The organism is Pseudomonas izuensis (assembly GCF_009861505.1).
Taxonomy (GTDB): Bacteria; Pseudomonadota; Gammaproteobacteria; order Pseudomonadales; family Pseudomonadaceae; genus Aquipseudomonas; species Aquipseudomonas izuensis.
On record NZ_WTFT01000012.1, the window covers coordinates 352,122 to 377,013 of the forward strand.

18 protein-coding genes and 1 pseudogene are annotated in these 24,892 nt (G+C 59.8%); 13 read left to right on the top strand and 6 right to left on the bottom strand.

Translation table 11 applies throughout. From position 1 onward, the window contains the following. Positions 1–76: 76 nt before the first annotated feature. Complete coding sequence (locus tag GPL81_RS13690) at positions 77–1,333, top strand: patatin-like phospholipase family protein (protein ID WP_160107145.1); 1,257 nt, start codon at positions 77–79, stop codon at positions 1,331–1,333. Positions 1,334–1,368: 35 nt separating this feature from the next. Further along, positions 1,369–4,305, top strand: a complete 2,937-nt coding sequence (locus GPL81_RS13695) for a KAP family P-loop NTPase fold protein (RefSeq protein ID WP_160107146.1) — start codon at positions 1,369–1,371, stop codon at positions 4,303–4,305. Positions 4,306–4,332: 27 nt separating this feature from the next. Here the strand turns inward: GPL81_RS13695 and GPL81_RS13700 are convergent, their stop codons facing one another. Further along, positions 4,333–4,767 carry a GNAT family N-acetyltransferase gene (locus GPL81_RS13700; RefSeq protein ID WP_160107147.1) on the bottom strand — a complete coding sequence of 145 codons (435 nt, stop codon included), beginning with the start codon at positions 4,765–4,767 and terminating at the stop codon, positions 4,333–4,335. A 236-nt stretch (positions 4,768–5,003) separates the two neighbouring features. On the opposite strand from GPL81_RS13700, the gene GPL81_RS13705 reads away from it, so the two are divergent. Beyond that, entirely contained in the window at positions 5,004–5,423 is a 420-nt protein-coding gene (locus GPL81_RS13705; protein ID WP_160107148.1) for an organic hydroperoxide resistance protein, read from the top strand. A gap of 473 nt (positions 5,424–5,896) precedes the next feature. Here the strand turns inward: GPL81_RS13705 and GPL81_RS13710 are convergent, their stop codons facing one another. After that, positions 5,897–6,133: a hypothetical protein gene (locus tag GPL81_RS13710; RefSeq protein WP_096512092.1), complete on the bottom strand. Its 237-nt coding sequence runs from the start codon at positions 6,131–6,133 to the stop codon at positions 5,897–5,899. A 172-nt stretch (positions 6,134–6,305) separates the two neighbouring features. On the opposite strand from GPL81_RS13710, the gene GPL81_RS13715 reads away from it, so the two are divergent. The 6 genes from GPL81_RS13715 to yghX all read left to right on the top strand — a co-directional run bounded on the left by GPL81_RS13715 (position 6,306) and on the right by yghX (position 13,503). Continuing rightward, positions 6,306–8,069: an L-lactate permease gene (locus GPL81_RS13715; RefSeq protein WP_160107149.1), complete on the top strand. Its 1,764-nt coding sequence runs from the start codon at positions 6,306–6,308 to the stop codon at positions 8,067–8,069. 190 nt (positions 8,070–8,259) lie between these two features. Beyond that, the gene (glcD, locus tag GPL81_RS13720) at positions 8,260–9,759 is read left to right on the top strand and encodes a glycolate oxidase subunit GlcD (RefSeq protein WP_160107150.1); all 1,500 of its coding nucleotides are present in this window, start codon (positions 8,260–8,262) and stop codon (positions 9,757–9,759) included. Then, a complete protein-coding gene (gene glcE / locus GPL81_RS13725) occupies positions 9,759–10,823 on the top strand; it encodes a glycolate oxidase subunit GlcE (protein ID WP_160107151.1) in 1,065 nt (354 codons plus the stop codon). Before glcD ends, glcE begins: the two co-directional genes overlap by 1 nt. A 3-nt stretch (positions 10,824–10,826) precedes the next feature. Continuing rightward, the gene (gene glcF, locus GPL81_RS13730) at positions 10,827–12,044 is read left to right on the top strand and encodes a glycolate oxidase subunit GlcF (RefSeq protein WP_160107152.1); all 1,218 of its coding nucleotides are present in this window, start codon (positions 10,827–10,829) and stop codon (positions 12,042–12,044) included. A 20-nt stretch (positions 12,045–12,064) separates the two neighbouring features. Next, positions 12,065–12,466, top strand: a complete 402-nt coding sequence (locus GPL81_RS13735) for a heme-binding protein (RefSeq protein WP_160107153.1) — start codon at positions 12,065–12,067, stop codon at positions 12,464–12,466. Between the two features lie 149 nt (positions 12,467–12,615). After that, the gene (gene yghX / locus GPL81_RS13740) at positions 12,616–13,503 is read left to right on the top strand and encodes a YghX family hydrolase (RefSeq protein WP_160107154.1); all 888 of its coding nucleotides are present in this window, start codon (positions 12,616–12,618) and stop codon (positions 13,501–13,503) included. A 124-nt stretch (positions 13,504–13,627) separates the two neighbouring features. Here yghX and GPL81_RS13745 read toward each other — a convergent pair whose 3' ends face one another. Both GPL81_RS13745 and GPL81_RS13750 read right to left on the bottom strand, forming a co-directional pair. Beyond that, the gene (locus GPL81_RS13745) at positions 13,628–14,281 is read right to left on the bottom strand and encodes a peroxiredoxin (RefSeq protein ID WP_096512099.1); all 654 of its coding nucleotides are present in this window, start codon (positions 14,279–14,281) and stop codon (positions 13,628–13,630) included. Positions 14,282–14,434: 153 nt separating this feature from the next. Further along, positions 14,435–15,379, bottom strand: a complete 945-nt coding sequence (locus GPL81_RS13750) for an aldo/keto reductase (RefSeq protein WP_178122588.1) — start codon at positions 15,377–15,379, stop codon at positions 14,435–14,437. Between the two features lie 138 nt (positions 15,380–15,517). Between GPL81_RS13750 and GPL81_RS13755 the strand changes: the two genes are divergently transcribed. Further along, complete coding sequence (locus tag GPL81_RS13755; protein ID WP_160107155.1) at positions 15,518–16,306, top strand: alpha/beta hydrolase; 789 nt, start codon at positions 15,518–15,520, stop codon at positions 16,304–16,306. A gap of 187 nt (positions 16,307–16,493) precedes the next feature. Here the strand turns inward: GPL81_RS13755 and GPL81_RS13760 are convergent, their stop codons facing one another. Together GPL81_RS13760 and GPL81_RS13765 are read right to left on the bottom strand one after the other, a co-directional pair. After that, complete coding sequence (locus GPL81_RS13760) at positions 16,494–17,768, bottom strand: glucarate dehydratase family protein (protein WP_160107156.1); 1,275 nt, start codon at positions 17,766–17,768, stop codon at positions 16,494–16,496. After that, positions 17,765–19,120, bottom strand: coding sequence for an MFS transporter (locus tag GPL81_RS13765; RefSeq protein ID WP_160107157.1), 1,356 nt, complete (start codon positions 19,118–19,120; stop codon positions 17,765–17,767). The genes GPL81_RS13760 and GPL81_RS13765 overlap by 4 nt, the downstream gene beginning before the upstream one ends. 119 nt (positions 19,121–19,239) lie before the next feature. Between GPL81_RS13765 and GPL81_RS13770 the strand changes: the two genes are divergently transcribed. From GPL81_RS13770 to GPL81_RS13775, 3 genes and pseudogenes are all read left to right on the top strand, one after another. Then, a complete protein-coding gene (locus tag GPL81_RS13770; protein ID WP_096512104.1) occupies positions 19,240–20,142 on the top strand; it encodes a LysR family transcriptional regulator in 903 nt (300 codons plus the stop codon). Positions 20,143–20,177: 35 nt separating this feature from the next. Beyond that, positions 20,178–20,258, top strand: a pseudogene (locus GPL81_RS31410) (outer membrane lipoprotein carrier protein LolA); the annotation flags it as partial. A 322-nt stretch (positions 20,259–20,580) separates the two neighbouring features. Beyond that, a complete protein-coding gene (locus tag GPL81_RS13775; protein WP_160107158.1) occupies positions 20,581–24,675 on the top strand; it encodes a bifunctional nitrate reductase/sulfite reductase flavoprotein subunit alpha in 4,095 nt (1,364 codons plus the stop codon). Positions 24,676–24,892 lie beyond the last annotated feature (217 nt).

A 24,892-nucleotide genomic window follows, 5' to 3' on the forward strand; every position in this document is an offset into this window, starting at 1 on the left:
GATTGCATTCTTTAGAGAGAGGCATTTTTCACCCTGCACATTTACATCAATCACTTTTCCGCGTATCGAGGTCGACATGGAGCTGAACGTCTTCAAAAACAATGTGAAATTACTTCAAATTTTGCAGCAGGCGAAGGAGGCCTGTAACAACAAGGAATTCAGCGACATTGTCGATGCACAAGGCAATCAATATGTCGACCTCGTCATGGAAGGTGGTGGAATGCTTGGAATAGCCTTGGTGGGATACACCTATGTGCTCGAACAGGTTGGCATCCGTTTCTTGGGAATAGGAGGAACTTCAGCCGGCGCGATCAACGCTTTATTGGTGGCCGCTCTGGCCGAACCGGGTAAGCCGAAAGGCGAGAAATTGTTAGTGGAATTGGCCAATAAAGATTTCTTCGATTTTGTCGATGGCGACTCCGACGCCAGGGATTTGATCGAAAGTTGGATAAATGGTGCGGGCAACATCAAACTTGCCTTCAAGGCCGCACAGGTCATCGATAATTTACAGAATGATCTGGGGCTGAACCCGGGTAACGCCTTCACTGAATGGCTACGTAAGGTCCTGGAAAAAGAAGGTATTGTTGACTTCGCCAGTTTAAAGAAAAGGATGCAAACTGTTCCGGAAGGACTGAAACTCAGATCGGGGAAAAGCTTTGAGAACCCCGCTGAGCAATTATTTCGGCTTGCGGTCATCGCCGCGGACGTTACAACAGAAACCAAAGTCGAATTCCCACGCATGGCCGAGTTCTATTGGAATGACGTAGATGGAGTTAACCCAGCATTGTTCGTAAGGGCTTCGATGTCGATCCCTTATTTCTTCCAACCCATGAAAGTCAAGCGCATTCCCAAAGGCCCAGAGGCAGAAAACCGTTGGGAGGCATTGGCCAGTTACCACATCGCAGAAGAAGGCCGGCTCCCGAGTGAAGTTCTATTTATCGACGGCGGCATCATGTCTAACTTCCCGATTGATGTATTTCATAACACCAAAAAAGTTCCAAGCGCCCCCACCTTTGGCGTCAAGCTTGAACTGGACAAGCGCCTGACAAGCATTGACGGGCCCTTGAATTTGCTCGGTACGATTTTCAATGCTGCGCGGCATACACTCGACTACGATTTCATTCACCGAAATCCGGACTACAGCAAACTGGTTACCTGGATTCCTGCGAAAGGCTACAACTGGTTGGATTTCAATATGTCAGATGAAAAAAAATTGGGTCTGTTTCTTGAGGGTGCCAACTGTGCGGCAAAATTCTTGAGTACTTTTAACTGGAGTGAATACAAAACCCTGCGAGCCTTTACCGCCAAAGAGGCTGAGGTGGGCAATGTTTGAGCAACTAAAATCACTGCTGCGCTGGGAGAGCAAACATGCAGTTAAAATCACAGCCGCTTGATGTACAACTATCTCCCTCTATCTCGGTGCGCAGCGACGCGCCGATCGACACCGACGTCGTATTCTTACCAACCAATAGTAGTGGCAACCTCGGCGAACTGAACACTCTGATTTTAGAGCAACTGGATCTACCCTTAAAAATGCCGAACAGCAGGATGCTCGCACCGGGGCATTTTGTGCAGCAAACGGAAATTGGGAAAATTTGTTACATCGTGACGATCGGTATTCGGGCGCCAGCTGACGCGCTACAGACTTATCTTGCCAATGCATTGAACGATCCGATGCTGAGGGATGTTCGAACTCTCTGGATTCCATTGTTAGGCACAGGCGCGGGAGGCCTCTCTTATGGCGAGAGTTTCTCGCTCATCTATAAGGTTTTGCAAAACAGCACGCTCATTACGCAACAGCAAACGACCGCCGTTATTTCCCTTCCACTCATGTTTCCGGCTGATCAACGTGAGTCACTGCTCAACGCCATAAGTCTCGCGACTCCCAAGGTGCAAAATGTAGTACAGGTCAAGCCAGATCCTTATTCTCTGCACAAATCTCTGGCTGTTGTCGCGGTTATGGAGTGGGCAAATTCTTTGGCTCACCGCTACACAGAAAAGGTGGCCGGACTCTCGACGACACTATTGTTCTTTGCACTGGCCGAAAGCCAACACAGCGCGGCGCCTCCAAAGTTGAAAGATGACCGCGCCGCCGATTATTTTTCGGCGGCCATCCGCTACCTTGCAGGAGATAATTACGAGACCATAGAGGCCCGCTATTTCAGCAGGTTTGAATCCGAGAGGAGCCAGCCGCCAAGCTCTAGTCAATCCTCGAACCTATTGGAACTGACCAGCAATGCTTCTGATGTCGTGGTAAATGCACATCGACATGCGGGCGGAACTGCCGAATCAATCATTGAAATAGACCATCTTATAAAGGCACTTCTAAACCACGGAGAAGCGAGAGTCCATCAGGCTCTTGCGGCAATGGGAATAGCATCGGAAACCCTGCTTGCCGAATACCTGAGCGCACAGATCGGACAAGTGGATACCTGGTTTAACAATGATGTGGCGACCGGTGGCAATCAACTCGGCCATGACATTTATGCGAAAGCAATTTTTGAATTTCTCACTCATGCCCAAACACCCCCGCCATTAAGCATCAGCATTCAGGCTCCCTGGGGCGCAGGAAAATCATCACTCATGCAGCTGATCCGAGAGAACCTCGACCCGCGCGAAGGCAGGGAAGAACACAAACCCTCCTTTGATTCTGCCAAAGAACCCAGGCTTCAACTCGGAACTGTATTGCGTTTATTGGACCGTAAAGAAAAATTTGACATCAAAGCTGACTCAAAGCCGAGAAAAGACGGAAAGCCAGTGCTGTGGACTATCTGGTTCAACGCCTGGCAGTACGACACTACCGAGCAGGTATGGGCGGGCATGGTCGACGCCATCGTGTCCCAAGTGGCGGATCGGTTGCCTCTTCTGGAACGCGAAAAGTTTCTGTTCAAATTACAACTGGCACGGATCGACGACGGAGTCATTCGCAAGCGTCTGTACGATCGCGTCATCTCCATTTGGTGGTCCCGCGTTCGCGCGTATTTTTTAGCGGGGTGCGCGGCGACGTTATCCATGCTGGGAATTGATGCTGTGGGTCCAGCACTGTCTGACCAACTGGCAGCTTCAACGGGGTGGGGAGTTCCTGCCGCTGTCCTGACTCAGTCATTCATTTGGATAGGTATGGCGGCTACTTACTTCACCAGTCGCAGCAAAACTCGCGAGGAGCCGGCAACCTTCAGCCTCGCCGACTACATCCGGGTGCCCGATTATGGAAAGGCCGTAGGTGAGCTTCACCAGATTCACGCAGATCTGAGGCGGGTGCTCTCCGTGGTACCGAAGTCGACCCCGTCGGGCGGCGACCAGAACAAGAGCAAGAACAGCCATGAACCCATTGTCATCTTCATCGATGACCTGGATCGCTGTGCCCCAGGCAAGATAGCCAGTGTGGTTGAAGGTGTCAGTATGTTGCTGGCGAGCGACGCCTATCGGTGCATGTTTGTTATCGGCATGGATCCCCAAATGGTCGCCGCCGCGCTCGAGAAGGCGCACAAGGACGTTCGCCAACAACTTCCCAGGTATGAGCGCGCCGTGCCTTTGGGATGGCGCTTCATGGACAAGTTCATCCAGTTACCTTTCACGATCCCTCCCAGTAACCCGGATCAGTTCCAAGGTTATGTCGACTGGCTGGTTGGCTCCCCTGAGGCGCCAGCCCGAAAGCCGATCGTGCCGGTTGATGTAGAAATTGCTATCCCGGTGCCTGTCCCGGATGAGGGCACCCTCAAAAAGAACGAAGCCATTTCAGCTATCGACAACTTCGAGTTGACCACCTCTGAAGAGTCGTCAACTCCGGGTCACGACAGTAGCTCCACGCCTTCCGATTTCGTCGTGAGCCGAGATGTCGGAGCGATTATCCGCTCAGCCGCAAAATATTCAGCCAATCCGCGCGAAATAAAGCGCATGGTCAATCTTGTACGCTTTTACCTGAGCTTGCGCGCTGCGCGGCGTCAAGCCGACCATCAATGGCGCTCTCCCGATCGTGATCAATATGCTCGATGGATTGCAATTACTCTGCGCTGGCCGGACATGCTCCGCTGGTTGCAGTGGGGCGCAGATGAAGCGCATTGGCCAGTAGAACATCGTGGGCACCCACTGGTTGTCCGGCGATTGCAATTGATGGAGCGGCTTGCGTCGACCTCGAACACTTCATTGCAATGGCGTGAAGCGTTAAAGACTGATTTAAAGGTGCCCATAGAGTCAGACGATGACTGGGCATGCGACGCTAAACTCTTTGAATTTTTTCAGGAGGAATACCTATTGGATGAAAGAAAACGTTTGTCCAATGCCGCCGCCCGTGGGTTCTGGTAATACCGACGACCGACGGACTCCGGCCCCTCACGCATTCCGGTCCCCCGACCGGATAAACGAATACCGGTCGATATCATCTCGCAGTTGCCACCCCTGGCCTTGCCAGTAGCGAGCGGCTGATTCGTTGGTCTTGAATACATCGAGATGACATTTGAGGATGCCTTGTCGCTCAAGACTCGACAGGCAACGCTCGACCAGCGCGCTGGCAATGCCTTGACCACGGTGCTCGGGCAGGACCAGCAAGTGCTGCAGGTAACCTCGGCGACCGTCATGCCCGCACATCACGCAGCCGCCCAGCGTGCCGTCTATTTCGGCCACGAAACTCATGCCTGGATTTCGCTGCAGATAGCGCGAAGTCGACTCGCGGGAATCGGCATCGCGCAGGGAGATGCCCGGGGTATGGCGCATGAGGTCGATCACCGCATCGTAATCGTCCATGGTCATGACACGCAGAGTGAACATTGGAAGGCGCCTGTTGAATGACGGAGGGCGCAGGCTAGCAAAAGCCGTGAGGCGGTTGTGTGACGATGCGCAGTCAATGATTTGTATCACTGTGTAGGTTTGCCGGATGAATTTACACAGCGATACACCCGCGCCGGTTCAGGACACACGTGGCGTACATGAAGGTGAAAAAGTGCAGGGGTCGACCCATTGAGCGACATCCAGGCCCGAGTGCCGACAACCTTCAGGAGCCCCCAATGATCAATCAAATCGAAACCGTTTTGTACACCGGCAAGACCGTCACCACCGGCGGCCGCCAAGGCGAGTCGCGCAGTGACGATGGACGTCTGGACGTCAAGCTTTCCCCTCCCGGTTCTTCCGGCAGTGGCACCAATCCCGAACAACTGCTGGGTGCCGGCTGGTCGGCGTGTTTCATCGGTGCCATGGGCAAAGCCGCTGTGGCATTGAAGGTCAGCTTGCCGGCTGACGTCAGCGTCGCCACCGAAATCGACCTGGGCAAGACCGATAACGCGTTTTTCCTCCAGGCGCGCCTGAATGTCAGCCTGCCGGGCGTGGACCCGGTGCTGGCCCGCACCCTGGTGGATGCTGCGCACCAGAACTGCCCGTACTCCAAGGCGACCCGGGGCAACATCGACGTGACGATCAATCTGGTGTAACCCCCCAAACCTGTAGGAGCGAGCCTGCTCGCGATGGACTCGGATGCACCGCGTTTCTCCAGACAGAGCGCGTCATCGTTGACGTCCATCGCGAGCAGGCTCACTCCCACAAAAAAAGCCGCATCCAATTTCCGATGGGCATTAGAAAGCCCGCGCAAGGCGGGCTCTAGTGGGTTTAGTAGGTGGCCAGCGCTGGTCTCTGGCTTACGAGGTTTATCAGGACTCTCACAGGTACAGCAATGCGCTGTCCTGCTTCACACGGCATAAGGGCTGGATCTCAGCGCGGAGATCTTTCTAACCGTGTACCCTTCGGAACGCGCCCCACGCTTCCTCGCTATCCGCTTGCGCATCAGTCTGCGTTTTCACCTACAAGATCTAGATTAGCAAAGCACTCACAGAATGCGACGGTGTTTTTAGACCGATTTCATCCTGTGGAAAATGCCGCAGGAAAGAAAAATGCTATTGCATAGCCGCTACAACGTGCGCTGGCTATTGCCAATCCCCTTGGCAATATCAATCCCCCAATCCATCGCTGCTTCCATGTCCAGCATATGGGGCTTCGGATCGTGGTTCTCATCAATGACCGAGCCATCCGGCCGGTAGACACCGATGAACATCCCCAACGAGCCGTCTTTCAAAATCTCGGCCTTGACCCTGATGCTGCATCCGTTCGACAGCGTCTCCTTGTGTTCCTCATGACGCTCTGTCATCGCGGCATTCCTCCCATTGCTGGTGATCGACTCTATTGGCCATGCTAGCTCAGGCCATCGAAATAGCGCGGGCTCATGAGACAAAAGGACAGCGGCGTAATGCCACCTATACTACAAGCCACCTCCCCCCACGGGGGTCTGCATTTCCAACAATAAGAAGCAGAGGTGGAACATGGTCTGGCAGCAAATCTACGATCCGTTCAATAACCCGGTGCTTTCTACCGTCATGGCAGCAGTGCCGGTGGTGGTGATGCTTGCTTCGTTGGCGTTTTTTCATGTCAAGGCACACCTGGCGGCGTTGCTCGCCCTGGCCTCGGCGCTGGTGATCGCCATCTTCGCCTTCGGCATGCCCGCCAACATGGCCGGTTCGGCGGCGCTGTACGGGGCCGCCAACGGTCTGCTGCCGATTGGCTGGATCGTGTTGAACATCATCTTTTTGCACCGGCTGACCACCGAAAACGGCTCGTTCAAAGTGCTGCAGGACTCCCTGGCGCGAATCACCGACGACCGTCGCCTGCAACTGCTGCTGATCGCGTTCTGCTTCGGCGCCTTTTTCGAGGGCGCCGCCGGCTTCGGTACGCCGGTGGCGGTGACCGGGGCGATTCTGATCGGGCTGGGTTTTTCGCCGCTGGCGGCCTCGGGCCTGGCGTTGATCGCCAACACCGCGCCGGTGGCGTTCGGCGCGCTGGGTACGCCGATCATCACCTTGGCCAAAGTCACCGGGCTGGATGAAATGGAGCTGTCGATGATGGTTGGCCGGCAATTGCCGTTCTTCTCGGTCATCGTGCCGTTCTGGTTGATCTGGGCCTTCGCCGGTTGGCGCAAAATGCTGGAAATCTGGCCGGCGATCCTCATCGCCGGGGTCAGCTTTGCCGTCCCGCAGTTCATCGTTTCCAACTATCACGGACCGATGCTGGTGGACGTGATCGCCGCGCTGATTTCCATGGCCTGCCTGACCGGCTTCCTGAAGGTCTGGAAACCGGCCACCGTGCACACCTCTGCCGCGCTGTCCGGGCGGGTCGACAACTCAAAAATAGCCCAGGAGCATGACCAGAAACCCGTCGCCAGCGGGATGTTTGCCAACGAGGCCAAGCCGGCAGTCATGCGTGCCTGGATGCCGTGGATCATCCTCACAATCTTTGTGTTCGCCTGGGGTACCCAGGGTTTCAAAAACAGCTTCGACACCCGCCCGGCAATCGATCCGGCCACCAGCTCAGCCAAGCTCGACCCCCAGGGCAAACCGCTGCGAGAAGCCAACCCGGTCTTCGCCCCGGTCCTGACTTTCACCACCATCCACCAGCAGATCGAGAAGGTTCCGCCGGTGGTGCCCGCGCCTAAAACCGAAGACGCGGTGTACAAATTCACCTGGTTCACCGCCACCGGCAGCGGCATCCTGCTGGCAGCGATTGTCGGCGGATTGCTGATGGGCTATTCCATCCCGCAATTGATCAAACAGTATTTGCGAACGATCTGGGTCGTGCGCTACTCGTTGATCACCATCACCGCGATGCTCGCTCTGGGCTTCCTCACGCGCTACTCGGGACTGGATGCCACCATGGGCCTGGCCTTTGCCGCGACGGGGATTTTCTACCCGATGTTCGGTACCTTGCTCGGCTGGCTCGGCGTGGCCCTGACCGGCTCGGACACCGCGTCCAACGTGCTGTTCGGCGGCTTGCAACGGGTCACTTCCGAACAGCTGGGGCTCAGCCCGGTGTTGATGGCCGCCGCCAACAGCTCCGGCGGGGTCATGGGCAAGATGGTCGACGCCCAATCAATCGTGGTCGCCTCCACCGCCACCCGCTGGTACGGCCACGAAGGGGAAATCCTGCGTTACGTATTCTTCCACTCGATTGTGTTAGCCATTCTTGTGGGCGGTCTGGTGACGTTGCAGGCGTATGTGGCGCCGTTCAGTCATATGGTGGTGGGCGGGCATTGAATTGACCCAGACTTTTCCACGCACCAACTCCTGTAGGAGCCGGCTGCTGGCGAAGCGGTAGTCCAGTTAACAATGCATTGACTGATACACCGCCATCGCCAGCAAGCCGGCTCCTACAGGGACGGTTTGTTCAATGAATTGCCGGGCCCCGCCATCACGTCTCATGTGAACGGAGTATCGTAAAGCGACTATGAACATTCTTTACGACGAACGCGTGGACGGCGCCCTGCCCGACGTCGACCGGAACGCGCTATTGCTAGCCTTGCAAACGCGATTGCCGGCGCTTGAGATCCTGCATCAGCGCGAAGAACTCAAGCCGTACGAATGCGACGGCCTCTCGGCCTACCGCACCACGCCGATGCTGGTGGTACTGCCCCGTGATATTGCGCAGGTTCAGGGCGTGCTCAAGCTTTGCCATGAAATGCAGGTGCCCGTGGTTGCCCGGGGGGCCGGGACCGGTCTGTCCGGCGGCGCCCTGCCCCTGGAAAAAGGCGTGCTGCTGGTGATGGCACGCTTCAACCAGATTCTGCACATCGACCCCGACGCCCGCACCGCGCGGGTTCAGCCGGGGGTTCGCAACCTGGCGATTTCCCAGGCCGCCGCGCAGTACGGCCTGTACTACGCGCCGGACCCGTCATCGCAGATCGCCTGCTCCATCGGCGGCAACGTCGCCGAAAACGCCGGCGGCGTGCATTGCCTGAAATACGGCCTGACCGTGCACAACGTGCTCAAGGTCGACATCCTTACTGTCGACGGCGAATGCCTGAGCCTGGGCTCCAACGCCCTCGACTCGCCGGGGCTTGATCTGCTGGCCTTGTTCAACGGTTCCGAAGGCATGCTCGGGGTGATCACTGAGGTGACGGTCAAACTGCTGCCCAAACCGCAGTCCGCCAAGGTGTTGCTGGCGGCCTTCGACTCGGTGGAAAAGGCTGGTCGCGCCGTCGGTGACATCATTGCCGCCGGCATCATCCCCGGTGGCCTGGAGATGATGGACAACCTGGCCATCCGCGCCGCCGAGGACTTTATCCACGCCGGCTACCCGGTAGAGGCCGAGGCCATTTTGCTGTGCGAGCTCGATGGCGTCGAAGCCGACGTTCACGACGATTGCAACCGTGTGCGCCAGGTGCTGGAACAGGCCGGCGCCACCGAAGTACGCCTGGCCAGGGACGAAGCCGAACGCGTGCGTTTCTGGGCGGGGCGCAAGAATGCCTTTCCGGCGGTGGGCCGCTTGTCGCCGGATTATTACTGCATGGACGGCACCATCCCCCGTCGCGAGTTGCCCGGTGTCTTGAAAGCCATCGCCCAACTGTCAAACGAATACGGCCTGCGCGTGGCCAATGTGTTCCACGCCGGCGACGGCAACATGCACCCGCTGATTCTGTTCGATGCCAATACGCCGGGGGAGCTGGATCGCGCTGAAACCCTGGGCGGCAAAATTCTGGAGTTGTGCGTGAAGGTCGGCGGCAGCATCACCGGGGAACACGGTGTCGGCCGCGAGAAAATCAACCAGATGTGCGCACAGTTCAACAGCGATGAGCTGACCCTGTTCCATGCGGTCAAGGCAGCGTTCGATCCGGGCGGCCTGCTCAACCCCGGCAAGAACATCCCGACCCTGCACCGCTGTGCCGAATTCGGCGCGATGCACGTGCATGGCGGGCAGTTGCCCTTCCCTGACCTGGAGCGTTTCTGATGCACGTTACAGGCGATGTCGATGACAGCAAGGTGTTGCTGGAACAGGTCAACCAGGCGCTGGAAAACGCCACGCCATTGCGCATTCAAGGTTCCAACAGCAAGGCGTTCCTTGGGCGTATCGTTGCCGGCGAGATACTCGACACCCGCTCCCACCGGGGCATCGTCAGCTATGACCCGACCGAACTGGTGGTCACCGTGCGCTGCGGCACGCCGCTGGCTGAACTGATGCAAGTGCTCGACGCCGCGCAACAGATGCTGCCCTGCGAACCACCCGCCTTCGGCGACGGCGCCACCGTTGGCGGCATGATCGCCTGCGGGCTGTCCGGGCCACGGCGCCCTTGGTCGGGTTCGGTACGGGACTTTGTCCTCGGCACTCGGGTCATCACCGGGCTGGGCAAGCATCTGCGCTTCGGCGGCGAAGTGATGAAAAACGTCGCCGGCTACGATCTGTCGCGGTTGATGGCCGGCAGTTATGGCACCCTGGGCCTGATCACGGAAGTCTCGTTGAAGGTGCTGCCCAAGCCCCGGCAATGCTTGAGCATCAGCCTGGAAATGAACAGCGATCACGCCTTGCAGTACCTCGCCCAATGGGGCCAGCAACCTCTGCCGATCAGCGCCGCGTGCCATGACGGTGAGCGTCTGCACCTGCGGCTCGAGGGCGGCGAAGGTTCGGTGACGGCCGCCCATGACCGCCTGGGTGGCGAACGGCTGGACAGCGCGTACTGGGCCGACCTCAACGAGCAGCGTTTGCCTTTCTTCGATGAGGATCAGCCGCTCTGGCGCCTGTCACTACCCAACAACACGGCAAAACTGTCCCTGCCCGGTCGACAATTGATCGACTGGGGTGGCGCCCAGCGCTGGCTCAAATCCGACGCCCAAGCGTCCTTCATTCGCGAAGTGGTCGATGAGGTCGGCGGCCACGTGACCTGCTACAGCCACGGCTTGATCGACAGCCCGTTCCAGCCCCTGCCGGCCGCCCTGATGCGCTACCACCAGAGCCTCAAGCAGCAACTCGATCCCCGGGGCATCTTCAACCCCGGTCGTTTGTACGCGGAGCTTTAAACCATGCAGACCACCTTGAGCGAAGAGGCCCGCCGACTGCCCCGCGCCGAAGAGGCCGACAGCATCCTGCGCACCTGCGTGCACTGCGGTTTCTGCAACGCCACCTGCCCGACCTATCAATTGCTGGGCGATGAACTGGATGGCCCGCGAGGGCGCATTTACCTGATCAAACAGGTGCTGGAAGGCAACGAGGTCACGCAAAAAACCCAATTGCACCTTGATCGCTGCCTGTCGTGCCGAAACTGCGAAACCACCTGCCCGTCGGGTGTGGACTACCACAATCTGCTGGACATTGGCCGCGCCGTGGTCGATGCGGCGGTGCCGCGCCCGCTCGGCCAGCGTCTGTTGCGCGAGGGCTTGCGCAAGGTCGTGCCGCACCCGGACCTGTTCAAGGGCCTGGTCAACAGCGGCCAGGTGTTCCGGGCACTGCTGCCCGATGCGCTGCAAAGCAAATTGCCGCGCAACGTAGCGCCGGTCAAACCGCGCCCCACCACGCGCCATGCGCGGCAAGTGCTGATGCTCGAAGGTTGCGTGCAACCGGGCCTGTCGCCCAATACCAACGCGGCCGCTGCGAGGGTGCTGGATCGATTGGGGATCAGCGTCACCCCGTGTCGCGAGGCCGGTTGCTGCGGCGCCGTGGATTATCACCTGGACGCCCAGGCTGCCGGTCTTGACCGTGCCCGCCATAACATCGATGCGTGGTGGCCCATGATCGAACAAGGCGTTGAGGCCATCGTGCAGACCGCCAGCGGTTGCGGCGCCTTCATCAAGGACTACGGCCACCTGCTCGGCAACGACCCGGCCTATGCCGACAAGGCCAGAACCGTCAGTGCGCTGGCCAAAGATCTGGTGGAAGTATTGCGTGCCGAGCCGCTGGAAAAACTCGGCATACACAATGCCCGGCGCGTGGCCTTCCATTGCCCGTGCACCCTGCAGCACGCGCAAAAACTTGGCGGTGCGGTTGAAGCGCTGCTCGAACGCCTGGGCTTCAACCTGACCTACGTGCCCGACGGCCACCTGTGCTGCGGCTCGGCGGGCACCTATTCGCTGACCCAGCCCGAACTGTCGCGGCAACTGCGCGACAACAAGATGAATGCGCTGGAAAGCGGCTACCCCGAAGTCATTGTCACGGCCAATATCGGCTGTCAGTCACACCTCGACGGCGCGGGTCGCACGCCGGTCCGACACTGGATCGAACTGGTGGAAGACGCCTTGCCTTAGACGAATCCTGGAGATCGCCCATGAAAAGCAAAGCCATGCTGAGCCAGGCCGAAGTCGGCCGGATCCTCTCCGCGGCGCGGACCGAAGCCCAGAACAACCAATGGCCGGTGACCATTGTGGTGGTCGATGACGGCGGCCACCCGCTGGCCCTCGAACGTCTTGACGGCGCCGCGCCCATCAGTGCCTACATCGCCACGGAAAAAGCGCGCACGTCAGCCCTCGGCCGCCGCGAATCCAAAGGCTATGAAGAGATGGTCAATGGCGGGCGCACGGCCTTCCTGTCGGCGCCACTGCTGACCTCCCTGGAAGGTGGCGTGCCGATCATCGTCGACGGCCAGGTGATCGGCGCGGTCGGTGTGTCCGGGGTCAAGGCCGAGCAGGATGCCCAAGTGGCGAAGGCCGGGGCGCAGTCTTTGAAATAAACACCACCCCCTGTAGGAGCGAGCCCTGCTCGCGAAGAACCTGAGAACACCGCGGGGGGTCAGGCCGCCAGCGTTATCGTTGACGACCATCGCGAGCAGGCTCGCTCCTACAGGTAATGCGTACAACAAGTTCAAGAGGACGCGCACAGATGCCCCGTCTCACTGCGAAAGACTTTGCCCCCGAACTGCTGGAACTCTACGACTACTACGCCCACGGCCTGATCAACCGGCGCGAGTTTCTCGACCGGGCGGCGTTGTTCGCTTTCGGCGGTTTGACCGCCAGCGCGCTACTGGCCTCCCTGAGCCCGAATTACGCCCTTGCCGAACAGGTCGAATTCACCGACCCGGACATCCTCGCCGAATACGTCACCTACCCTTCCCCCAAGGGCCATGGGCAGGTTCGCGGCTATCGGGTGCGCCCGGCCAAGGCCAGCGGCAAACTCGCCTCGGTGGTGGTCGTGCATGAAAATCGTGGGCTCAACCCTTACATCGAAGACGTCGCCCGGCGTGTGGCCAAGGCCGGTTTCATTGCCCTCGCCCCGGACGGATTAAGCTCGGTCGGTGGTTATCCCGGCAACGATGAGAAGGGCAAGGAACTGCAGGCCAGCATCGATCCCGAAAAACTCATGAATGACTTTTTCGCCGCCGTGGAGTGGCTGATGAACCATGAGGCCGGCAGCGGCAAGGTCGGCATCACCGGGTTCTGCTACGGCGGTGGCGTCGCCAATGCGGCGGCGGTGGCCTATCCAGAACTGGGTGCCGCCGTGTCATTTTATGGTCGGCAACCGGACGCCAAGGATGTCCCGCGGATCAAGGCCCCCCTGATGCTGCACTACGCTGAACTGGACACGCGGATCAACGAGGGGTGGCCGGCCTTTGAGCAGGCGTTGAAGGCTGGGGGAAAGACCTATGAGGCTTACATCTACCCCGGCGTGAACCACGGTTTTCACAACGATTCGACGCCGCGTTACGACGAGGCGGCGGCGAAACTGGCGTGGGACCGGACGTTGGGGTGGTTTCGAAAATATCTGGTGTGATGGGAGGGCCTCATCGCGAGCAGGCTCGCTCCCACAGTGATTCTTTGTCGGACAAAAATTCCGCGTCCACTGAAGATCCACTGTGGGAGTGAGCCTGCTCGCGATGGCGATCTATAGGTGATGGTTATTTGGGCTGTGCGACGGTCCGCAGATAAGGCTTCAGAGTCTTGAAGCCATCCGGGTATTTCTTCCTGGCATCTTCATCGGACACCGAAGTCGGGATGATCACATCTTCCCCCGGACGCCAGTTCACCGGGGTCGCCACGGTGTGTTTGGCATTGAGTTGCAACGAATCGAGCAACCGCAGTACTTCATCGAAATTGCGCCCGGCGCTCATCGGGTAGATCAGCATCGCCTTGATCTTCTTGTCCGGGCCGACCAGGAACACCGAACGCACCGTGGCGTTGTCCACCGCCGTGCGCGAACCGCCGCTGGCATTGGGGTGGATCATGTCGTAGAGCTTGGCCACCACCAGGTTTTCGTCGCCGATCAGCGGATAGTTGACGGCATTGCCCTGGGTTTCGGCGATGTCACCGACCCATCTGTTGTGGTCACTGACCGGGTCGATGCTCAGGCCGAGGATCTTGGTGTTGCGTTTGTCGAACTCAGGCTTGAGCTTGGCCAAGTAGCCCAGCTCTGTGGTGCAGACCGGGGTGAAGTCCTTTGGGTGGGAAAACAGGATGGCCCACTTGTCGCCAATCCACTCGTGAAAATTGAGCGTGCCTTCGGTGGTTTCGGCGGTGAAGTCCGGTGCTTCGTCGCCAATACGGATTGCCATGATCGATCTCCTTGCAGTAATGGACAGGGGCGCCGCCGGAAGCTCGAACGCTGCTCCAACGGCATGAGGAACGGTTGACGCGAAACAGTATAGGAGAGGTTCCACGGCACGCCGCAAACCTGCTCAGTCACTTGTAACGCCTTGCATCAGTACCTACTCCACCAACGCTATCAACTGATGACGCTGGGCATCGGTGAGCATCGGGCCGAAGCCCGCTCCGGCATTTTCCGCCATGTAGCGCGGGTTGCCGGTGCCAGGGATGACGCAGGTCACGGCTGAATGCGACAACAGGAATTTGAGTGCCAGTTGCGGCCAGCTCTTGACCCCGACTTGCGCGGCCCATCCGGGCAGGGGCTTGTCCTTGAGCCGAGCGATCAGGCCGCCGCCACCGAACGGCCGGTTGCAGATCACCGCCACGCCCCGCTCCCGGCACAGCGGCAGGATGCGTTTCTCGACGCCACGATCATCCAGGGCATAGTTGATTTGCAGGAAATCCAGCGGCTCGGCCTTGAGCACCGCCTCCACCTCCTCATAAGCCGAAGCGGTGTAATGGGTGATGCCGATGTAGCGAATGCGCCCTTGCTCCTTCCATTGGCGCAAGGTCGGCAAATGGGTTTGCCAGTCGAGCAGATTGTGAATCTGCATCAGGTCGATACGGTCGGTCTGTAACAGCTGGAACGACTGTTCCATCTGGGCGATGCCTTCCTCGCGGCCCCGGGTCCACACCTTGGTTGCCAGAAACGCCGGCGAGCGCGGTTCGTGGATCGACAGCAATTCACCGGTGTTCTCTTCGGCACGACCGTACATCGGCGAGCAGTCGATGAGCGTCCCCCCCTTCTCGAACAACGCACGCAGCACGGCGGGCAGCTGCTTATAGGCCTGATCCTGGGGCGAGACATCAAACCCGCGGTAGGTGCCCAGCCCGACGATCGGCAGTGGCTCGTTGCTGGAAGGAATGGCGCGGGTCTGCATGGTCTTGCCTCCTGTTCCCGTCGACAGTGTGGCTTGCGCAACCGCCGGGCCGAGCGTGAAGACCGCCGAAACACCGGCAGCCAGCGTGAGTAGTTTCCTGCGGGTGAAACCGTCCGGATGGCTCATGGCATGTCCCTCACCCCTTGATCAGGTGTGGCGCGCTGCACCTGCTGCCTGTATCAGCGTAGCTGCCAGCGACCAACACCGGGCATCGATGCCCTCCTTTACCGCCAGCTACACTCTGACGGCACCCCGGAGCCGTCAATGCCGCCCACTAACGTTAGCCGAATGTCCCGAACCCTGGTGTTACTCGTCGTCATCCCCGCCGCGCTGTACCTGGCGCTCTGTGCAGCGCTGTTCGTATTCCAGCGCACGCTCATCTACTACCCGCAACCCCGCACCGTCGGCTCAGCCGAAACGCTGCTGACGTTGCCCGTCGACGACGGGCAGGTACAGGTCTCGATCCGACCGCACAGGGGGCCCAAAGCGCTGATTTATTTCGGTGGCAACGCCGAAGACGTTTCGCGCAACTTGCCTGGTTTTTCCCAGGCCTTCCCTGAACATGCCCTGTATTTGATGCATTACCGGGGCTACGGCGGCAGCAGCGGCTCGCCCTCGGAAGAAGCGATTGCCCGCGATGCCATGGCTTTGTTCGATAAGGTCTACGCCGAGCATCCGCAGATTGCCGTGGTCGGTCGCAGCCTGGGCTCGGGCGTCGCCGTGCGCCTGGCCAGTGTTCGCCCGGCGCAGACGCTGTTGCTGATTACGCCTTACAACAGCCTGGAGGAGCTCGCCGCCCGCCAGTTCCGCTGGTTGCCGGTGCGGTGGTTGTTGCAGGATAAATACGAATCCTGGCGTTATGCCGAACACATCGCGGTGCCGACAAGACTGATCGCCGCAGGGCATGATGAAGTGATTCCGCCTTCCAGCACCCAGCGGCTCCTTAGCCATTTTCCTGCGGGCGTGGCAACGCTGCAGGTGATTGCGGGCACGGGGCACAATTCGATCAGCGAAAGCCCCGAATACCTCAGATTGCTGGAGGATGGTTTGTAACGCGGACCTGTGGGAGCTGGCTTGCCAGCGATAGCGATCTCAAGGCCGCCATCGCTGGCAAGCCAGCTCCCACAAGATCGAGACAAGCCCGCCGAATCCTGGCCGCGCACAGAAAACGGTTCACCTGGCAAAAAAGAGTCCGGGCAAGCGCGACCACGCTTCCCGGACCAAAAGTTGCCACATGCAATCAAAACCGCGGTTTAACCGCCTTCCACTCCGGCTTGTACCGCTGCATCTGCTTCACATCATCACGCTGACGAATCCCGCAGGTCAGGTACTGGTCATGCAACTTGCCCAACTGATCAGGATCTAGCTCCAGGCCCAACCCCGGCGCGCGGGTAATTTTCACGCAGCCGTCGACGATCGGCAGCTTACCGCCCTTGATCACTTCTTCGTCCGGCTCCTGCCACGGGTAATGGGTGTCGCAGGCGTAATCGAGGTTCGGCACCGAAGCGGCGACGTGGGCCATGGCCATCAGGCTGATGCCCAGGTGCGAATTGGAGTGCATGGACACACCAAGGCCAAAGGTTTCGCACATTTTCGCCAGCGCCTGGGTATCGTGCAGGCCGCCCCAGTAATGGTGGTCGGCGAGGACGATCTGCACGCTGTTCTGCGCCACGCTGCGGCGGAACTCGTCGAAATCGGTGACCACCATGTTGGTCGCCAGCGGCAGGCCGGTGCGCTTGTGCAGTTCGGCCATGCCGTCCAGGCCTGGCGTCGGGTCTTCGTAATATTGCAGGTCATCGCCGAGCAGTTCGGCCATGCGGATCGAGGTTTCCAGCGACCAGTTGCCGTTCGGGTCGATGCGCAGCGGATAACCGGGAAAAGCCTTTTTCAGCGCCTTGATGCACGACACTTCATGCTCCGGCGGCAGCGTGCCGGCCTTGAGCTTGATGCTCTTGAAGCCATAGGCCTCGATCATGCGCCGTGCCTGGGCGACGATCTGCTCTTCGTTCAATGCCTCGCCCCAAGTGTCAGGTTTGTAGGGTGAATCGACGTGCCGGGCGTATTTGAAGAACAGATAGGCACTGAACGGAATCTCGTCGCGAATCGCCCCGCCCAGCAAGTCCACCAGCGGCACGTTCAATGAATGCGCCTGCAAATCGAGGAACGCCACTTCGAACGCCGAGTAGGCATTGCTCACCGCTTTGCTGGCGTGGGAACCGGGGGCCAGTTCCGCGCCGGCCAAGCTTGCCGGTTTGTTCGCTGCCACCGTGGCCTTCACGATCGCACGCAGTTGATTGAGGTTGAACGGATCAAGGCCGATCAACTGGCTTTGCAGTTGCTGCTGGATCGCCAGCGCGGGAGCGTCGCCGTAGCTTTCACCCAGACCGATGTAGCCATTGTCGCTTTCGATCTCGATGATCGAGCGCAGCGCGAAGGGTTCGTGAATACCGCTGGCATTGAGCAATGGCGGATCACGGAAGGCGATGGGGGTGACTGTGACTCGTTTGATTTTCAAGAGGCTGCTCCCGTTGGATCAGATTTCAGGGCTTGATGATTGAGGGGATTCTTTGCGTTGCCCCGTGGTGCGGTACGGGCGAAAAAGATCACCACCGCCGCGATCAGCGATGTGGCGGCCAGGCCATACAGGCCGCCCTCGATGGAACCGGTGGTCTGCTCCAGGAAGCCGAACGCGGTCGGGGCGACGAAGCCGCCGAGGTTGCCGATGGAGTTGATCAGGGCGATCACCGCCGCGGCGATGCGGGCATCCAGATAGCCTTGCGGAATCGGCCAGAACAGCGCCGAGGCCGCCTTGAAGCCGATGGCGGCGAAACAGATGGCGACGAAGGCGAACACCGGCCCGCCGGTGGTGGACATGAACATGCCGAACGCGGCGATCACCAGCGTCACCGCGACCCAGGCCTGCTGGTATTTCCACTTGCTGGCCATGGCAGCGAAGCCGTACATCGCGACGATGGAGATGATCCACGGAATCGAGTTGAACAGGCCGACCTGGAATTCACCGAGGTTGCCCATTTTCTTGATCATGCTCGGCAGCCAGAACGTGGCGCCGTAAATGGTCAGGGCGATGGAGAAGTAGATGAAGCAGAACAGCGCGATCTGCCGGTCGGCCAGCAACTTGAACATTGACGGCTTGACTGTCTGCGCGGCTTCCCGGGCCTGTTGTTCCTGGTCGATGGCAGCGGTCAGGGCGGTCTTTTCTTCCTCGCTCAGCCACTTCGCTTCCCGTGGATGGGATTGCAGCCAGAACCAGACGAAAGCGCAAAGAACGATGGAAGCGAAGCCTTCGATCAGGAACATCCACTGCCAACCGTGCAGGCTCAAGCCGTTGATGTGCAGCAGCGCGCCGGACACCGGGCCGGAAATCACCGAGGCGATGGCCGAACCACTGAGAAAAATCGCCATGGCCTTGCCGCGCTCGGACGAGGGCAGCCACTGGGTGAAGTAGTAAATGATGCCGGGAAAAAAGCCCGCTTCAGCGGCGCCGAGGATGAAGCGCAGCACATAGAAACTGGTTTCACCCCGCACGAAGGCCATCGCCATCGCCGCGAAACCCCAGGTGAACATGATGCGTGTCAGCCAGGCGCGGGCACCGTAGCGTTGCAGCAGCATGTTGGACGGCACTTCGAAAATTGCGTAACCGACGAAGAACAGCCCGGCACCCAGGCCATAGGCGGCAGCGCCGATGCCCAGGTCGGTTTCCATGTGGCTGCGCACGAAGCCGATGTTGACCCGATCGATGTAGTTGACGATGAACATGATCACGAACAGCGGCAACACGTGGCGCTTGACCCTGGCGGCAGCGCGGGCAAGCACATTCGGGTCGGGTGGACTCTGGTGGGTATTCAAGGGGCGACTCCCGGTCATTGTTCTTTTTAGGGATAGCTTTAGGCCTGGAGCGATCATGGACGCGGGCATTGATCCCGTCTAATCTAACTTGGCATTCGATTGATACCCGGATTAGATCAATGTTCGAACTGACCCAGCTGCGGTGCTTTACCACCGTGGCCACCGAATTGAATTTCCGCCGCGCCGCCGAGCGGCTGAACATGACCCAACCGCCACTCAGCCGGCAGATTCAGCTGTTGGAGCATCACCTGGGGGTCGAGCTGTTTACTCGCAGTACCCGCAGCGTCGCCCTCACCGCCGCCGGCCGTGCGTTCTTCATCGAAGCGCAGAACCTGCTGGAGCGCGCCCAGCAAGCGGCGGTGACCGCCCGGCGCTTTGCCGAGGGCGACATCGGCACCGTTAACATCAGCTTCGTCGGCAGCGCGGTGTACGAGTTCCTGCCCAAGGTCATTGCCGAAGCACGGCTCACACAGCCCCACGTCAAAATCGACCTGTCGGAAATGAACACCTACCAGCAACACGAAGCCTTGCGCGCCCGCCGCATAGACCTGGGCATCGCCCGCGCGCCGTTGCTGGAACCCGGTTACTCCACCGAATGCCTGGTACGCGAGCCGTTCGTGCTGGCGGTGCCGAGCACCCATCCACTGGCCACGGCTGCCACCGTATCGGTCAAGGACCTCGACGCCCAACCGTTCCTGATGTACTCCCACGCCGCCTACCCGCCCTTCAACGAACTGCTGACCGGCACGCTGCGTTCGGCCCGCGTCGCCCCGGACTATGTGCAATGGCTCGGCTCGTCCCTGACCATCCTCGCCCTGGTCAACGCCGCCATGGGCCTGGCCCTCGTGCCCCGCTGCGCCACCAGCGTGGTGTTCAAGAACGTGGTGTTCCGCGACATCGACCTGGGCGAAGGGGTGCAAAGCGAATTGCATCTGATCTGGCGCGAGAACAACGACAACCCGGCGTTTGCGATGTTGCTGGAAGGAATTCGGCGGGCGGTGCGTGAGGGTTGGGGATCGTAGTTCAAAGATCTCCTGTAGGAGCGAGCCTGCTCGCGATGGTGGTCAACGATGACGCGGGACGCCTGACTCACCTCGGTGCCCTCAGGTTTTTCGCGAGCAGGCTCGATCCTACAGTTGCAAACTCGCCATCAGCTGGTGCATCCAGCCTGAACATCGCAATAAAAAAGTGCATGAAAACGGTAGTTTCTGTAGGAGCCGGCTTGCTGGCAAATACGGCAGCCCCGTCAACAATGCAGTGCCTGATACGCCGCCATCGCCAGCAAGCCGGCGCCTACAGGTTTAAATGCCTGTTCTGGCCCGCTGCTTGCAACCACCCGATACGCAGTCAACGCAGATTGCACATATACGACAAAGGCGCCGTGTAACCCCCGTTTCGATGGAGGGTCGCATGGCGCCTTTTGCGTTTCTGGATGGATCAAGTGTTGGCAGGGTTTGAAGATGGCAGACAAAACCGTGCGTAGCGTATGCCCCTATTGTGGCGTGGGCTGCGGCATCGTCATGCAGGTCGAAGGCAATCGGGTGGTCAAGGTCGTCGGCGACAAGGCCCACCCGACCAATTTCGGCCGGCTCTGCACCAAGGGCACGACTTGCGGGCAGGCGATCGCCGAGTCGGGCCGGATGGAAAATGCCTACCTGCGCCAGGCCCGTGACCGGGACCCGGTGCGGGTCGCCATGGACCAGGCCATCAGCGAGACGGCCAGTCGGCTGCGCAACATTCTGGATACCCACGGGCCCGATGCATTGGCGTTCTATGTGTCGGGGCAGATGTCGCTGGAAGCCCAATACCTGATCAACAAACTGGCCAAGGGATTTGTCCGCACCCACAACATCGAATCCAACTCGCGCCTGTGCATGGCCAGCGCCGGCAGCGGCTACAAGCTCTCGCTCGGTTCCGACGGGCCGCCGGGTTCCTATGAGGATTTCGACAAGGCGGACCTGTTCTTCGTGATCGGCGCCAACATGGCCGACTGTCACCCGATTCTGTTCCTGCGCATGATGGACCGGGTCAAGGCCGGAGCAAAATTGATCGTGGTCGATCCACGGCGCAGCGCCACGGCGGACAAGGCCGGCCTGTTCCTGCAAATCCGCCCCGGCACCGACCTGGCGTTGCTCAATGGCTTGCTGCACCTGCTGGTGAAAAACGGCCACACCGACCCGGATTTCATCGCCGCGTTCACCGAAGGCTGGGAGGTCATGCCGGCGTTCCTTGAGGATTACCCGCCAGAAAAAGTCGCGGCACTCACCGGTCTTGCCGAGGCGGATATTCGCCTGGCCGCCGCATCCATCGGCCAGGCGGCCAACTGGATGAGCTGCTGGACCATGGGCCTGAACCAAAGCACCCACGGCACCTGGAACACCAATGCACTGTGCAACCTGCACCTGGCCACCGGCGCGATTTGCCGCCCCGGCAGCGGGCCGTTTTCCCTGACCGGGCAACCCAACGCCATGGGCGGTCGGGAAATGGGCTACATGGGCCCCGGCCTGCCGGGCCAGCGTTCGGTGCTGGTCGAGGCGGACCGGGTGTTCATCGAGGATTTGTGGAACATCCCCCGCGACAGCCTGCCCCGCACCGTCGGCGGTGGCACCGTGGCGATGTTCGAGGACATGAGCGCGGGCCGGATCAAGGCATGCTGGATCATCTGCACCAACCCGGTGGCGTCGGTGCCGAACCGGCGCAACGTGATCGAGGGCTTGCAGGCCGCCGAACTGGTCATCACCCAGGATGCCTTCCTCGACACCGAGACCAACCGCTACGCCGACATCCTCCTGCCCGGTGCACTCTGGGCCGAGGCCGAAGGCGTGATGATCAACTCCGAACGCAACCTGACGCTGATGCAACAAGCCGTAGAGCCGCCCGGCGAAGCGCTGGCCGACTGGCAGATCATCGCCCGGGTCGCGTGCGAAATGGGCTTTGCCGAAGCCTTCACCTATGCCTCTTGCGCCGAAGTATTCGAAGAGATCAAGCGCGCCTGGAACCCCAGGACCGGTTATGACATTCGCGGGGCGAGCCATGCGCGCCTGCGGGAAAAACCGTTGCAATGGCCGTGCGCTTCGGATGACGCCGAAGATCGCAATCCGATCCGCTACCTCAACACCGGCGTAAGCCAGACACTCAAGACCGACGCCAACGGCAGCCGGCCAGCGATCGTGTTCGCCACCGAGCGCGGCAAGGGGATTTTCCTCCCCCGCCCGCACATGCCGCCCGCCGAGATGCCGGATGAACATTTCCCTTTCGTGCTCAACACCGGCCGCTTGCAGCACCAGTGGCACACCCTGACCAAGACCGGCAAGGTGGCGACCCTGAACAAGCTCAACCCCGGGCCCTTCATCGAGATCCATCCGGAAGATGCCACCCGCTTCGGTATACGCGACAAGGACCCGGTCGAAGTGCGCTCCGTGCGTGGCCGCGCCGTGCTGCCGGCGGTGGTGACCGACCGGGTTCGCCAGGGCAATTGCTTTGCGCCCTTTCACTGGAACGATGTGTTCGGAGAAAACCTGGCGATCAATGCCGTCACCCATGACGCGGTCGATCCAATCTCACAGCAGCCTGAATTCAAGTTCTGCGCGGTCGCCCTGCAGCGGGTCGAACTGATCGAGCACCAGTTCCTCGAAGTGCCTGCACCGGCCAAAAAATCTCCCCTTGTTTCCCCCTTGCCAGAGGAACCTGCCATGTCGTCTATCGAGGCCTTTGCCGATATCGCCGGTATCAGTCGCCTGCCCTCACCGAAGCTCAATGAACAGGAACGCCTGTACCTCGCCGGCTTTGTCAGCGGCCTGCAATCCACAGCGGGCCGTCAGACGGTTGGCGTGCCTGCCCTGCCCGCCAACGCGCCCCTGGCCAGCGACACCCGACTGTGGCTGGACGGTGTGTTGGGCGGGTTGTTCAGCCGGGTCGATTGCGCCACGCCAGCACTGGCCGACAGCGGCGAATCAACCACGCCCTCGCCGGCGGTGACGCTGCTGTGGGCCTCGCAAACGGGCAATGCCGAAGGCTTGGCCGAGCGTTTTGCTTCACGGTTGCGTGACAAGGGTATCGCCGTCGAACTGAGCGCGATGGCCGATTTTCCCGCCAGCAAACTGGCAAATACACAAACCCTGGCCATTATCAGCAGTACCTTTGGTGACGGCGATGCGCCGGACAATGGAGAAGGTTTCTGGAATAGCCTCTCCAGTGCCCAGACACCTCTGAAATCCTTGCGTTTCGCTGTTCTGGCTTTGGGTGATCGCAACTATGACCAGTTCTGCCAGCACGGCAAAAAACTCGATCAGCGTCTGCAGGAACTGGGCGCCACACGGCTGCTGGAACGGGTCGATTGCGATACGGAATTCGAGGCGCGGGCGGATCAGTGGCTGGTTGAATTCCAGCAATCGCTGCAACCGATCACAGCCGAGCCATCACCGGCCGCTGTCACCCGCCCCATCGCAACGCCCTGCAAGGCCAACCCCTATGCCTCACGCTTGTTGAGCAACCTGCACCTGAACCAACAGAGTCTCAACAAGGAAACCCGAATGTTTTCCCTGGCGCTGGACGATTCCGGGCTGCAATACCAGGCCGGCGATGCCTTGGGGGTTTTGCCGCGCAACTGCCCGGAACTGGTCGGTGAAATGCTGCAATTGACGGGGTTAGGCGCCGACACATTGGTCAACATCGACAAGGTCGGTGAACGGCCATTGCATCAAGCCCTGAGCGAGCACTTTGAAATCGCCCGGCCCAACAGCGACACCCTCGCCTTCATCGCCGAACGCAGCCGCAACCCGGGGTTGAAACAGCTGCTGGGCAGCGAGCGCAAGGCTGAATTGAAAGACTGGCTGTGGGGCCGGCAACTGGCGGACGTGTTGCAGGAGTTTCCCGTCGACTGCGCGGCCAGTGAGCTGCTGGGCACCCTCAAGCGCCTGCAACCCCGGCTGTATTCCATTTCCTCCAGCCCCAAGGCGCACCCGCAGGAAGTTCATCTGACAGTGGCCGCCGTGCGCTACGGCAAGCGCAAAGGCGTGTCCTCGACCTTCCTCGCCGACCGCGCCGAAAACAGTACTGTCCCTGTGTTCTTGCAACCGTCGAAGCACTTCCGCGCGCCAACCGATGGCGACTTGCCAATGATCATGATCGGCCCTGGAACCGGCGTGGCGCCATTCCGCGCCTTCCTGCAAGAACGTCGAGCCCGGGGCGACAAGGGCAAGAACTGGCTGTTCTTCGGTGAACAACACGCCGCCACTGATTTTTACTACCGCGACGAACTGCAAGGCATGCACCGCGATGGCCTGCTGACTGAGCTCAGCCTGGCGTTCTCCCGGGATCAGGCACAAAAAATCTACGTGCAGGATCGCATCCGCGAACAGGGTGCCGAGCTGTGGCGCTGGCTTCAGGACGGTGCGCAGTTATACGTCTGCGGGGATGCAAGCTACATGGCCAAGGATGTCGACCAGGCGTTGCGCCGGATCGCCCAGGATCATGGCGGATTGTGCACCGAAGGCGCTGCGGATTACTGGCGCCAGTTGAGCGAGCAGAAGCGGTATCTGCGGGATGTTTATTGATGGGTTGCCGACAAACCTGTGGGAGCGGGCTTGCTCCACATTGATGTGCGGCTGCCAGCACCCACGACCGTTGATCCGAGATTTCGCCTCCAGCCAATAAAAACATATTTGTATGCTTAAATTGATATTGTCGTTCCCACCAACACGAGGGTGCCGTCATGAATATCAAGGTATTGGCTCTGATCCTGCTGGCTTTCTGCGCGCAACCGGCCTGGAG